This is a genomic window from Rhizobium esperanzae, assembly GCF_002204185.1.
GTDB classification, from domain to species: domain Bacteria; phylum Pseudomonadota; class Alphaproteobacteria; order Rhizobiales; family Rhizobiaceae; genus Rhizobium; species Rhizobium esperanzae.
Genome location: NZ_MXPU01000019.1, coordinates 91,072 through 103,678, shown reverse-complemented (window position 1 = coordinate 103,678; position 12,607 = coordinate 91,072). Strand labels below are relative to the sequence as shown.

The 12,607-nt window shown below is 60.6% G+C and carries 12 protein-coding genes and 1 pseudogene; 3 read left to right on the top strand and 10 right to left on the bottom strand.

Going from position 1 to position 12,607, the window contains the following annotated elements:
• Nucleotides 1-17: 17 nt before the first annotated feature.
• Nucleotides 18-1,211, top strand: coding sequence for an MFS transporter (locus B5E41_RS24580; RefSeq protein WP_088396435.1), 1,194 nt, complete (start codon nucleotides 18-20; stop codon nucleotides 1,209-1,211).
• A 72-nt stretch (nucleotides 1,212-1,283) separates the two neighbouring features.
• Here the strand turns inward: B5E41_RS24580 and B5E41_RS32815 are convergent.
• Nucleotides 1,284-1,454, bottom strand: a pseudogene (locus B5E41_RS32815) (SDR family oxidoreductase); the annotation flags it as partial.
• Between the two features lie 230 nt (nucleotides 1,455-1,684).
• Nucleotides 1,685-2,299, bottom strand: a complete 615-nt coding sequence (locus B5E41_RS24570; protein WP_088396434.1) for an FMN-dependent NADH-azoreductase — start codon at nucleotides 2,297-2,299, stop codon at nucleotides 1,685-1,687.
• 139 nt (nucleotides 2,300-2,438) lie between these two features.
• Between B5E41_RS24570 and B5E41_RS24565 the strand changes: the two genes are divergently transcribed.
• Entirely contained in the window at nucleotides 2,439-3,407 is a 969-nt protein-coding gene (locus B5E41_RS24565; protein WP_088396433.1) for a LysR family transcriptional regulator, read from the top strand.
• 38 nt (nucleotides 3,408-3,445) lie between these two features.
• Here the strand turns inward: B5E41_RS24565 and B5E41_RS24560 are convergent, their stop codons facing one another.
• From B5E41_RS24560 to B5E41_RS24545, 4 genes are all read right to left on the bottom strand, one after another.
• Nucleotides 3,446-5,434 carry a bifunctional 2',3'-cyclic-nucleotide 2'-phosphodiesterase/3'-nucleotidase gene (locus B5E41_RS24560; protein WP_088396432.1) on the bottom strand — a complete coding sequence of 663 codons (1,989 nt, stop codon included), beginning with the start codon at nucleotides 5,432-5,434 and terminating at the stop codon, nucleotides 3,446-3,448.
• 288 nt (nucleotides 5,435-5,722) lie between these two features.
• Nucleotides 5,723-6,124, bottom strand: a complete 402-nt coding sequence (locus B5E41_RS24555) for a PilZ domain-containing protein (RefSeq protein ID WP_088396431.1) — start codon at nucleotides 6,122-6,124, stop codon at nucleotides 5,723-5,725.
• Nucleotides 6,125-6,279: 155 nt separating this feature from the next.
• On the bottom strand, nucleotides 6,280-7,191 hold the full coding sequence (locus B5E41_RS24550) for a DMT family transporter (RefSeq protein ID WP_088396430.1): 912 nt from the start codon (nucleotides 7,189-7,191) through the stop codon (nucleotides 6,280-6,282).
• 72 nt (nucleotides 7,192-7,263) lie between these two features.
• Complete coding sequence (locus tag B5E41_RS24545) at nucleotides 7,264-7,725, bottom strand: Lrp/AsnC family transcriptional regulator (protein ID WP_064802037.1); 462 nt, start codon at nucleotides 7,723-7,725, stop codon at nucleotides 7,264-7,266.
• Between the two features lie 156 nt (nucleotides 7,726-7,881).
• Between B5E41_RS24545 and ald the strand changes: the two genes are divergently transcribed.
• A complete protein-coding gene (gene ald, locus B5E41_RS24540; RefSeq protein ID WP_088396429.1) occupies nucleotides 7,882-9,000 on the top strand; it encodes an alanine dehydrogenase in 1,119 nt (372 codons plus the stop codon).
• 16 nt (nucleotides 9,001-9,016) lie between these two features.
• Here ald and B5E41_RS24535 read toward each other — a convergent pair whose 3' ends face one another.
• From B5E41_RS24535 to sseA, 4 genes are all read right to left on the bottom strand, one after another.
• On the bottom strand, nucleotides 9,017-9,526 hold the full coding sequence (locus B5E41_RS24535) for a DUF1203 domain-containing protein (RefSeq protein ID WP_088396428.1): 510 nt from the start codon (nucleotides 9,524-9,526) through the stop codon (nucleotides 9,017-9,019).
• Nucleotides 9,527-9,827: 301 nt separating this feature from the next.
• On the bottom strand, nucleotides 9,828-11,003 hold the full coding sequence (locus B5E41_RS24525) for an MFS transporter (RefSeq protein ID WP_088396427.1): 1,176 nt from the start codon (nucleotides 11,001-11,003) through the stop codon (nucleotides 9,828-9,830).
• A gap of 160 nt (nucleotides 11,004-11,163) precedes the next feature.
• Nucleotides 11,164-11,724, bottom strand: a complete 561-nt coding sequence (locus B5E41_RS24520; protein ID WP_088396426.1) for a GNAT family N-acetyltransferase — start codon at nucleotides 11,722-11,724, stop codon at nucleotides 11,164-11,166.
• 5 nt (nucleotides 11,725-11,729) lie between these two features.
• A complete protein-coding gene (gene sseA / locus B5E41_RS24515) occupies nucleotides 11,730-12,599 on the bottom strand; it encodes a 3-mercaptopyruvate sulfurtransferase (RefSeq protein ID WP_088396425.1) in 870 nt (289 codons plus the stop codon).
• Nucleotides 12,600-12,607 lie beyond the last annotated feature (8 nt).

The window sequence follows — 12,607 nt, the reverse complement described above, 5'->3', positions numbered from 1 at the left end:
GCGACGGGCATGGGGATATGAGTGATTCAGTGACAATGGAGAAGGTCGATGGCGGCGAGTTTGCCGTTTTGTGTATCGGAGGATTTCTTCTTTCCATCGCCTATGGCGTGACCTTTCTCATCCCGGTGCTGGTGGGCCAGCGTGGCGGGAACGAGGCGCTTGCCGGCCTGATCATCTCGGCCGCGACGGTCAGCACCGTCGTTCTCGTGATCCTGTCCGGCCATATCGCGGACGCCATCGGCTCGGCGCGCGCAGTGGCTGTTGCCGGGCTGTTTCTTGCAGCATCGGGATTGGGATTTGCCACCGTCCCCTCGGTTGGGCTCAGCCTTATGACCGTCGGCCTCATTCTCGGTATCGGCTGGGGCACGTTCTATACGCTTGGGCCCATTCTGGTCGCCACACTGGTCGAGCCCCAAAACCGGATCACGTTCTTTGCCTTGCTTTCGGGGTCGATGATGTCGGGCATCGGCGCCGGACCGATCATCGGCCGCATAGCCACCGGCTGGTCCATGCCGATTGAGACGGCCTTCTCCTTTGCCTTCCTGTCCAGCCTCGCCGGCGGTGCTCTGTACTTTTGGCTCCATCTCCGGCTGACCAATGCCGGCAAGATTTTGCCCGAGGTCAACAAGATCTCGTTTGGCGCGGCGCGCCAGGTGATCGCTTCGCCGGCGATCTATTCCATCATCATGGTCGGCGTCGGTGGAGCGATTTTCGGGGGGCTTTCCAGCTTCCAGACCAGCTATGCCAAGGCGCACGGCTTCGACTATTCCCTGTTCTTCATCGGTTTTATGTCGTCCGCCATCCTGAGCCGGCTGTTCGTGGCGGCATATGTGGTCAGGAAGGATCCGTTCTATTCGCTTCTGGTCTTGACAAGCCTGACCCTGGCTTCCGTCCTGCTGTTCCTGGTGATGACATCAAGTCAGACAGTCTACCTCGGAGCCGCGGCGATGCTTGGACTGGGCTATGGGTTGACCTATTCCGTCATCAACGGGCTGGCTGCAAATGAGGCGCCTCAGGGCCTTATGCCGCAATCGCTTCTATTGTTCTCGCTGTCCTATTTCATCGGCGTCTTCGGCTTTCCGCTGATTGCCGGCAACCTGATCGTTTCCTCCGGAATTCAGGCCATGCTCTATGTCCTGCTCCTGCTTGCCATCCTCAATGTGGCAATCGTCCTGTTTCGTATTGCTCACCGCGCCGTGCGTAAGAGCTGAGACAAAGTAACCATAGCGAGGCTGGCTGCACAGGGAGCGGGGGCAGGTTTTGCCAGCCCCCATGCAGTCAGGCGAGCGGAAGATCTTGGCGCCGGATGGCGCGCCCGTCATACCGCCATCGACGGTGATTTCGATGCCGGTGACGTTGGCGGAATCGTCCGAGGCGAGATAGAGCGATGCCTTGGCGATTTCGTCGGCTTCGCTCATGCGGCCGAGCGGGCTCAGGCCGCCCATCCGAGCTTCAGCGCCAGCATTACCGCTCCCAAGCGCCTTTTCGGCAGCGGCAAGCGTTTCCGGGTTGCGGCCGGTGATCACCACTTTGGCACCCTCGTCGATGAAGACTTTGGCGGTCGCAAGACCGAATGAGGCTCTTTCGGGCGAAATCCTGGAGACGATCCGGGATTTCGTTGCCGATATCGACAAATGACGAACGGCCGGCACGTGCCGGCCGTTCAATGATGGTTGAAGGCCAATTAAGCTGCGAGTGCGATTTCCTCGACGCGCGACTTGGCGGCGCCGATGGCCTTTTCAGCGGCTTCCGGGCCGAAAGCCAGGCCTTCGACATAGATGATCTCGATATCGGTGATGCCGAGGAAGCCGAGAACCGATTTCAGGTAAGGCACGGCATGGTTCAGGGGAGCAGCCGGTCCCTGCGAGTAGACGCCGCCCGAAGCAAGCACGACATAGACCTTCTTGCCGGTCACGAGGCCGACCGGGCCGCTTTCCGTGTACTTGAAGGTCACACCGGCGCGGGCGACATTGTCGATCCAGGTCTTCAGCGACGAATAGATGTTGAAGTTGATCAGGCCGGTGCTGATGACGATCGTGTCGGCGGCAAACAGTTCGGCGACCAGTTCGTCCGAGGTCTTGATGGCGGCGATCTCTTCTGCTGTGCGGGCTTCCGCCGGCTTGCGGATCGCGCCGGTGAAGAGGTCGTCGATATGCGGCAGCGGGGTGGCGGCAAGGTCGCGCCGGACGACGACGCTGCCCGGCTTCTGGTTTTTCAGCTTCTCGGCGAGCTCGGCGGCGATCGGCGTCGAGAGTGATTCGGCACGCGGGCTGGACGTCAGAAGAAGAATGGAAGACATGGATCATTTCCTTTCGAATTGAACGGAACGGCTCGTTGCTGGGAGGTGAGCCGCGGTGTCGAACAGGAAAATAAGTCTGGCCCGCTATCGAAAAAACGGAGATAATGTCGATCGAAACTATCGATGGAATGGATGGAAGATGCTTCCGAACCCGACCCTGGATCAATTGCAGGTGTTTTTGACGGTTGCCGAGACCGGCAGCTTCTCGGCCGCGTCGCGGGCATTGAACCGGGCGCAATCGGTTATAAGCTATACGATCGCCAACCTCGAGGCGCAGCTGGAAGTGGCGCTTTTCGAGCGTTCAGGCGCGCGCCAGCCGAAGCTGACCGAGGCGGGCAAGGCGATGCTCGAGGATGCGCGCCGTATTCTGGGTGACCTGCAGGTCATGCGGGCGCGCGTCAAAAGCCTGAGGGAAGGGCTTGAAGCGGAGGTTTCCGTGGCCATTAGCGTCATGGTGCCCTCGCGGGCCGTGGTGGACGTGCTGCACGAATTCCGCGAAAGGTTTCCGACCGTTTCATTGAACCTCAATGTCGGCGAGCTTGGAATGGTCATGGATCTCATTCTGAGCGGCAAGGCGACGATCGGCATTGGCGGCGCTGTGCTGAAGCAGGATGATTCGATCATCACGGAGCGGATTGGCCATTCCTTCATGTTGCCCGTTGCCGCACCCGACCACCCGCTTGCCCGCATCGACCGGCCGTTGACACTCGGCGACGTGCGCGAGGAAGTGCAGCTCGTCGTCACCGACGCCTCAGGCCGCACGAAGGGACGGGATTTCAACGTCCTGTCCTACAAGACGTGGCGCGTCAGCGATATCGCGACGAAACACCAGCTTATCAAGGCCGGTCTTGGCTGGGGCGGTCTTCCGGCTCCCATTATGCATGATGATTTGCGCAGCGGCGCACTCGTCCATCTCGATCTCGATGCCTATGAACAGGGCGAGTACGCCATCTATTCGATGCGCCAGCTCGCCAACCCGCCCGGGCCTGCCGCCAGCTGGATGATCGACGCGTTTCGCACGCGGCTTTCCCATTGCCCGAACCAGGCCGATTTCCATGCGGAAATGGCGGAACTGCGTGACGCCATTCCGCCGCTGGCGGCCGAATGAGGAAGGCGTGGGGCCGCGCCTTCCTCCAAATTCCACCCCTAAAGAACCAGCCGGAACTTCGAGAAGCCGTCGGCACCGTCGCCGGCATCCTCAATCTTGACGCTCTTGACCGCAGTGAGGAACTGCTTTGCTTTCGGCCCGCTGTCGAAGGTAACGGTCGTGCCCGGCAGCGGCTTGAACGTCCAGTTCGCATCGGCCGACGGGTTGATCGTACCCTGGTCGTGGACATAGCGGACGATGACGTCGCGATTGGTATCAGGTGCCTGGAAGATCACCTTGTCCGCTGCAATCTCCGGGAAACTGCCGCCGCCGCCGGCGCGGTAATTGTTGGTGACGACGACGAACTTCTGAGCCGGATCGATCGGCTTGCCATCGAAGGCGAGGTTCTGGATGCGATTGGAGTCAGGGTTGATCACCTTTCCCGATGAATCATATTTCGGCGGTTGCGACAGATCTATCTGGTAGGTAACACCGTCGATCACGTCAAAATTGTAGGACGGAAAGTCGGTGTTGAGCAGTGGCGCATCCTTCGAACCTGCCTTGATATGGTTGAACATGCCGGCCGACATTTCCAGCCAGTTTTTCACCTGAGCGCCGGTGATCGCCACAGCCTGCACCGTGTTGGGATAGAGATAGAGATCGGCGACGTTCTTGATGGCGATATCGCCAGCCGGGACATCGGTATAGTAGTCGGCGCCGCCGCGGCCGCCCGCCTTGAAGGGGGCCGCCGCTGAAAGGACCGGCAGATCCTTGTACGCGGTGTCGGCGAGCATCTGCTTGATGTACCAGGTCTGGGCCTGGCTGACGACCTGCACGGAAGGATCGTCGGCAACCAGCGCAAAATAGGAATAGAGCGGCGCGGAGGTCTTGCCGACGGGCGTGCGGACATAGGCGAGTGTCGCCTCATGTTCTGTCCTGGCGGCCTCGACGACCTCCTTCTTGTCGGTATAATCGGCGATCACTTTCTTCTTGTCGTCGCGATGATAGATCGGCCGTGCTTCCGAGGTGAAGTCGACGATCTTCCAGCTGTTGCCGTCCTTTTCCAAGAGCAGGTCGATAAGGCCGAGATGCGAGCCCCAGAAGCCTGCCATGACGGCGGGCTTGCCGTGCAGTGTGCCCTTGACCGGGTCGGCATTGGCGATGCCGTCCCAGCTCTTGGGGCCGGGGAAGACGAGATGCTGGTGGCCGGTGAAGATCGCGTCGATCCCCTCAACGGCGGCCAGATGCAGCGATGCATTTTCCATCTTTTCGGACGGCGCGCTCCCGTCGATGCCGGAATGGGAGAGGGCGATGACGATATCGGCGCCGGCCTCCTTCATCGCCGGGACCCAGGCCTTGGCGGCCTCGACGATATCTCGCGTCTGCGCCTTGCCCTCAAGGTTCTTGATATCCCAGAGCATGATCTGCGGCGGGACGAAGCCGATGAAGCCGATCTTGACCGGGCTCTCATTTCCGGAGCCGTCCTTGATCTGCCTTTCGACAATGACGTAAGGCTTGAAGAAAAGGTCGTCCTGCTTCGGGTCCGAGGCGAGCTGGCCTTTGGTCAGGTTGGCGCAGACGAAGGGGAAGTTGGCGCCCGACAGCACCTTGAACATGAAGTCGAGGCCGTAATTGAACTCGTGATTCCCGAGCGTGCCGACGGTATAGCCGAGCGTGTTCATCGCCTTGATCACGGGATGGACGTCGCCGTCCTTCATGCCGTGCTGATAGGCCATGTAGTCGCCCATCGGATTGCCCTGCAGCACGTCGCCGTTGTCGATCAGCAGCGAGTTGACGGCTTCCGCACGGATATTGTCGATAATCGTGCCGGTGCGCGCCAGACCCATCGTATCGTTCGGCTTATCGGCATAATAGTCATAAGGGAAAACGTTGACGTGAATGTCCGTCGTTTCCATCAGCCGGAGATGCGCCTGGTTGGCGCTGGCACGCGCACTGAATGGGTGCAGCAGCACCAGGGCGGACGTGGCGGCAAGGCCGCCAAGCAGGGAACGACGGCTCATCAGGCCGACATCGAAAATGGAAGACATGGAAGCTCTCCTTCAAAGATCATGCATCGTCCGGCCCCTCAGCATTAGGACGATTTGGCGAGGAGTACACTGCGAAAATGACAGGACGGAAACAATCCGTGGCAAAGGCGAAGTGGCCTTAAAACGCAACTTATAGCGAGATCTTCCGACCGAATCCCTCGGGGAGGGGCGCGAGCAGGGTTGTCATTGGAAAGGGTCAAAGATTTCGGGCGCACCGCGCCCGGTGTGGTCGACAAAGCGCAGGCGCTTTACGGCGGCGATGTGCCTCGGCGCAAAAGCGGTGCGGCCTTACGATTTCAGCGTCGACGTCGCCAAATGAGGCGGGCGGTCGCCGCTGGTCGCGGCTCTCAGCTGACGAACCGCCAGCACCGGCCGTATTTCCTTATGGAAAAAGCGGAAATAGGAGGCGACCTGTGCCCGCGCATTCGAATTCACATCGAACTGCACGCCGATGCGGCCATTGTGCTTCCAGCGGATGATGCCTTCGAGCAGTCCGATATTTTCGGCTTCGATGCGCACCTTGCTGCCGGAAGCGGCATGGAGCGGCGTCTTCGTCTCCAGGGCGGCGCCGGTCACCGACAGGTTGAGAATGCGGACATCCACTTCGCTGTTCAGATATTTGACGCTGCCGAAGACACGGCAGTTTTGCCGATCGGCCTTTCTCGCCGTGATTTTCAAGTTGCGGGTCATACTGTCTCCCTGGGATACAGTCGGAGAGCATACCGCCCGAAAATTGAAATGGTTTTAGTGGCTTGGATAAAATTGCAATGAAACTGTCGGTTGGCGTTACTGCATGTCGCCGAGATGCGTGCAGCGATTCCGGAAAGCCAATGGTGTACGACCGGCTAGCGCAGGTCGCCTGATTCAAATGCGATGCCGCGGGCGGCGGCCGTTCTGCGCGCCACCACATGTTCGCGCCAGACCGTGAAGATGCCGGCGGCGACCACGATCGCCGAGCCGACGATCGTGTTGAGACTGAGCGTTTCGCCATAGATCGTCACGCCGATGATCGAAGCGTATACGAGGGACAGATAGGTCAGCGGCTGAACGGCGGCCGCATCGAGACTATCGTAGGCGCGGATCAGGAAATAATGGCTGGAAATGCTGGTCACGCAGACCAGCGCCATCCAGCCCCAGTCGCCTGATGACATCCAGCTCCAATAGAACGGCCCGATCAGCGTCATCGCGACGGCGCCGACGACACCGGTATAGAAGAAGCTGGTCGTCGAAGAATCGTCGCGGCTGACGAGCCGTGTGGCGATGACGTAGAAGGCGAAATTGAAGCAGGAAGCGACGGCGAGAAGCAGCTTCAGGTCGAAAAAATCGCCTTCCGGTTTCAGGATCAGCAGCACTCCGAAAAGCCCGGCGCCGATTGCCGTCCATCGCCGCCATCCGACTCGTTCGCCGAGGATCGGCATTGCCAGCAGTGCGATCAGGATTGGCGTCGCGGAGAAGATCGCCTGTGAACGGGCAAGGCCGATCACGGCAAAGCAGGTGATGGCCAGAACCACCTGAACCGCAAGCAGCAAGCCGCGCGCCACCTGCAAGGCGGGTCGTTTGGTGCGGGCCGTCGCCTTGAGACCGCCGCGCATCTTCGAAGCGAGAATGACTGTGAAAAGCCCGAAGGCCCAGTAGCGGATCATCGTCACGAAGATCGGCGGATAGGTGGATGCCAGGTGTTTGGAGATGGCGTCCTGCAACGAAAAGATGGTGAGCGCCAGTAGGGCGAAAATGTAACCGTGGGTCTTCGATTTCATGACATGCCAATAAGCGGGAGATGCCCGCGCGCGCCGAAAGTCTGGTCAGGCATTCGGAAAATAAGCAAGGCCTCAAAGCCCCACATTCGGCCTGTCGATGATTTCTCTGAGCGCGAAACTCGAATTGATCTTGACCACATGGGGGAGGGCCGACAGCCAGTCGCGATGGATGCGCTCATAGTCTTCGAGGTCGCGGGCGGCAACCCTGAGGATGTAGTCGTATTCGCCCGACATCAGGTAGCAGACGAGCACGTTGGGGCAGAGCTTCACCGCCGACTCGAACTCCGCCAACGTCTTGGCGAACTGGCCTGAGAGTGAAATATGCACGATGGCGATCATCTTGTAGTCGAGCGCCTTGTGCGAAAGCCGCGCATGGTAGCCGTCGATGACGCCGCTTCTTTCAAGAATATCGAGCCGGCGCGAACAGGCCGAAGGGGAAAGCCCGATCCTCTCGGCGAGCTCAGCATTGGTGATGCGGGCATCGGCCTGCAAAACCTTCAGAATCGCAAGATCGATGGTGTCAAGATCGGCCATTCGAAGAACCTTCGAAGATAGGAGTTGGAGACGCAATAATCACCGAAAAATCGCGCCTGCGCAAACCGTCTTTGCAAGGACATTTCGCAGCCTTGGTGGTTGGATCGGTCGCAGAGGAGATCCGCGACCGCGGAGACAAAAGGAGAGGAACGCGAGATGCGTGTCGGTTGCCCGAAGGAAATCAAGAATCATGAATATCGCGTCGGCCTAACGCCTGCTTCGGTGCGGGAATATGTGGCGCATGGCCACGAGGTCTGGGTCGAAACCAAGGCGGGCGCCGGCATCGGTGCCGATGATGCCGCCTATGCCGCGGCTGGCGCGAAGATCGCCGCCTCCGCCAAGGATATTTTCGAAAAGTGTGACATGATCGTCAAAGTCAAGGAGCCGCAGCCCTCCGAATGGGCGCAGCTTCGCGACGGTCAGCTGCTCTACACCTATCTGCATCTGGCGCCCGATCCCGATCAGACCAAGGGTCTTCTCGCCTCCGGCGTCACCGCAATTGCCTATGAGACGGTGACCGACGAGCGGGGCGGCCTGCCGCTGCTGGCGCCGATGTCCGAGGTCGCCGGCCGCCTGTCTATCCAGGCCGGAGCGACAGCCCTGCAGAAGGCCAACGGCGGTCTCGGTGTCCTGCTTGGCGGCGTGCCCGGCGTACTGCCGGCCAAAGTCGCGGTCATCGGCGGTGGTGTCGTCGGCCTGCATGCCGCCAGAATGGCCGCCGGACTTGGCGCCGATGTCAGCATCCTCGACAAATCCCTGCCGCGCCTGCGTCAGCTCGACGACATCTTCGCTGGCCGTGTTCACACCCGTTATTCCAGCATCCAGGCGCTGGAGGAGGAGGTCTTCTCGGCCGATCTGATCATCGGCGCCGTGTTGATCCCGGGTGCTGCCGCTCCGAAGCTCGTCACCCGCGAGATGCTGTCCGGCATGAAGAAGGGCGCCGTCATCGTCGACGTCGCCATCGACCAGGGCGGCTGCTTCGAAACCTCGCATGCGACGACGCATTCCGATCCGACTTATGAGGTCGAGGGCGTGGTGCATTATTGCGTCGCTAACATGCCCGGCGCCGTACCGGTCACGTCGGCGCATGCGCTGAACAACGCCACGCTGGTTCACGGGCTTGCGCTTGCCGACCGCGGCCTGCGCGCCATCACCGAAGACAAGCACTTGAGGAACGGCCTCAACGTGCACAAGGGCCGTATTACTAACAAGCCTGTCGCCGAGGCGCTCGGTTACGAGGCCTTCGCGCCGGAGAGCGTGCTCAACGTGGCGTAGGCTGCCTGACTCAAGGTCAACCATAGGCGCCGGTCTCCGCAAGGGCCGGCGCCTCTATCTTGTCGATCCGGCATTGATAGCAGTTGTTGCGTGCCGAGCGCACATGCACGTAGGCGATGTCAGGCCGCGCCAGCAATGTCTCGGCATAAGCCGGAATATCGGCGATATCGGTCACCGCGCCGGTGCCGTAGACGATGCGATCATTGGCGCTGTAGCCGCGAACGATGAAGTCCGGGCTCATCGTCAGCATCGGCGGCTGGATCTCTTCCGCGGCGTAACGCCGGCAGGGCCGTTTGTGGAGGAAAATCGGCCCGGTTTCGGCATAGGGCTGCAGCTCCGGGAAGGGCCGGTAGGAGAAAACCAGCATTTCCTCGCCCTCTTCGATGTTCTGCAGGCAATGGCGGCAAGGGTTGCCGTCACCGTCCGATATCATCGTCTCGGGCGGGTTGTCATAGGCGTCGCGGCCACCATTCCAGAGCGCTTCGGCATCGGTGGTCGGTATGGGGACAAAACGAATGGCGATCATGGCAAATCTCCTTTGTGATTGCCATGAAATGCACCCGCATCATCGCATATGCCACCCGTTTCTTGCGACCTGCAGCCGTGAAAGGAGAATGCCGTGGCCGAAGTCGATCTGGCGCTGCCGGCGCAGCAGAACACCGATTGAAAGAACTCAGGGCTTTGCGCCGGGAAGTGGCGGAACTGAAGGAGCAGTCGAGTCGTATGCTCGACTTCGAGCGCCGCAATGATCCACGCCGCCCAGGCAGCCTACGCAGCGTTAGCTGTTTCTGTTTGCGCGACCCATCTCCACGCTGAAGCCAGCCACGTCAGACTTGGGACTGCACAGGTTGCTGCTCTCCTATGGCCGGCATAGGAGCAGCGGCAAGCGCCCTGGTGATCAAAAGCGCGGTGACGATGACGGGGACCACCGCCCAATAGGAAAAGCGGATGCCGACATATTCGGCAATAAAACCAAGCAGGGGCGGGCCGGCAAAAAACACGAGGAAGATCGTCTGTCCAAGTGCTGCGACGTTGACCGGAGCCGGTCGGTCCGTACGGCGGGCAGCAGCCGAGATGGCAAGCGGATAGACCGACGAGCAGCCGATACCGGTGACGCCGAAGCCTACGAGCGCTATGACGGGGTGTGCCGCCGTTGCGACCATAAGAAGTCCGGCGACGACGATTGCGAGAAGGACTATTGCGACCGGGTGTGGATTGAAGCGGTCGATCACAGGGTCCATTGCAAGCCGTCCGATGGCGATGCACAGGGAGAATATCGTCACGCTGAGGCCGCCGACGAAGGGTTCGGCCGCAAAGACGTCACGCATATAGATCGCTGACCAATCGACGCTCGCGCCTTCAGCCAAAAGCGGCGCCGCGCCTATCAGGCAAAGGGGCAACAGCCCGATTGTGGGAAAGGCGATGAGGGGGATCTCTCCGGAGTGTGCGTCCTGCCGCGGGGGTGCGGTCTCGATCTTCGAGAAAACGATCGAGCCTGAAATGAGGACGGTCAGGAGGACGAGGAAGGTGTGCAGTTCGATAGAGATGGCGGCCTGGCGCATGCCGGCGGCGACAAGGGCAGTCATGCAGAAGCCGAGGCTCCACATGCCGTGTGCTCGGCTCATGATGCGGTTTCCAAGCAGCGCCTCGTGACGGTCGGTTTCAATATTGGCGTTGATCTCGAATGCGCCGGTGAAAAGACCGGCGATGAAGAACAATGGCATTGCCGGGAGAGCTGAAGGCATCCAGGAGATCATCGATAAAAACAGGGATGCACCGAACACTGTGACGAAGGCTGTGTTGCGGGCGCCGAGCCTCTCGATGATCCTCACCGAAAACGTCAACCCGCAGAGAACTCCCAATGACATGACCGCGAGCGAAAGTCCGAGCTCGCCCTCGGTGAGGCCGAACTTGTGCTGAAGATCAGGCAGACGCGAAAGAAAGGCGCCCACGGAAAGGGCGACTGCAAACTGGATGAAGAAGATGCGGTGGTGCGGCTTCATCTCGGGATCCTGTTCCGATCGCATATGGATTGAAGCCCAGCTAGCACCAGCATAGCGCGGCTTTCGGTGAGATGCTGACCGGCTCAGACACCGGCGGCTTCCTGATTATCCACACCGCTGCTGACAGCCACTGTCAGCATGACCACGTCGGCAACAACCGTCAGCTTTTCCGCGCAAGCTCCAGGAGCTCCTTGTCACTCAACGGCCGCACAATGCCGGTGCCTGTGGACACAGGGGAGAAGCCGTACATCTGATAGAGCTGCAACGCGCGCGGATGGTCGAGATTATTGGTTGTCGTGGTGACGCGCTTCGGATCGAGCGCCCAGATGGCATAGAGTGCCTGCAGCAGAAACCATTTGCCGATGCCGAGCCCGAGGGCATGTTCGATCAGGCCGAAATGGCTGAGTTCGATCGTATCCTCGTCCTCGCAGAAATACTCGTAGAAGCCGGCCGGTGCGCCGTTCACGTAGAGGACGCTGATATTGTTGCGCTTGTCGTTCAGCGTTTCGGTCAGCTGCTCGTCGCTCATGCGCAGCCGGTCCACCCATTGCCAGCGCGCGCCCACCTGTCGGTAGAGATAGCGGTAGAAGGGCAGTGGTATGCCTGGCGCACGCATGATCGCCGTCTGGATATTGACCGGCACCGGCATGCTGGCCTTCGGCGCCGCCGTCATTTCAAGGCGGGTGATATGGGTTTTGAGCGAAGCGGGCGTCTTTCCCATGGCGGTCAGGCTTTGACCGGCGTCGGCGGACCGGTGACGACAGGCGTATCGTCACGGCTGCCCCATTCGCTCCATGAACCATCATAAAGCTTGTTGTCGTGATGGCCGAGGGATTCCAGCGCCAGCGTGATGATTGCGGCCGTAATTCCCGAACCGCAGGAGGTGACGACCGGCTTGGAGAGATCGATCCCGGCAGCTTCGATCGTCTGCCTGAGTTCGGGCAGCGATTTGAACCGACCCTGGTTGGCGAAGACGCCGGAGGGCAGGCTTCGGGCGCCCGGCATATGGCCGGAGCGCATGCCGGCACGCGGCTCGGGTTCGGTGGCGGCGAAGCGGCCGGCGCTGCGGGCATCGGCGATTTGCATCGCGCCGCTCGAGACGATGTCGCGCATGGTATCCAGCATCACGACGCGGCTCTCGTCAAAGTTTGGCGTGAAAGTCGCCGGCGCATTGGTGGCAGCCGCTGTTTCGAGCGGACGGCCCTCGGCCTTCCAGCCATCGAGACCGCCGTCGAGGACGAAGACGTTCTTTGCCCCCATCACCCGGAACAGCCACCAGACGCGGGGCGAGGCAAACAGGCCGATACCGTCATAGACGACGATGCGATCGTTCTCGCTGATGCCGAGCTTGCCGACTTCGGCGGCGAAGTAATCGGGCGAGGGGATCGTGTGGGGCAGCGCCGTCGAGTGGTCGGCGATCTTGTCCTGATCGAAGCGGATGGCCCCGGGAATATGGCCGGCCGCATATTCGGCATCGGCGTTACGCTTCTGCGCCGGCAGGTAGAAGGAGGCGTCCAGCACGCGCAGATCCGGCTTGCCGAGCTCGGCCTGCAGCCATTCGGCCGAGACGACGAAACGGCTCTTGCTCTCAGTCATTATGGTCT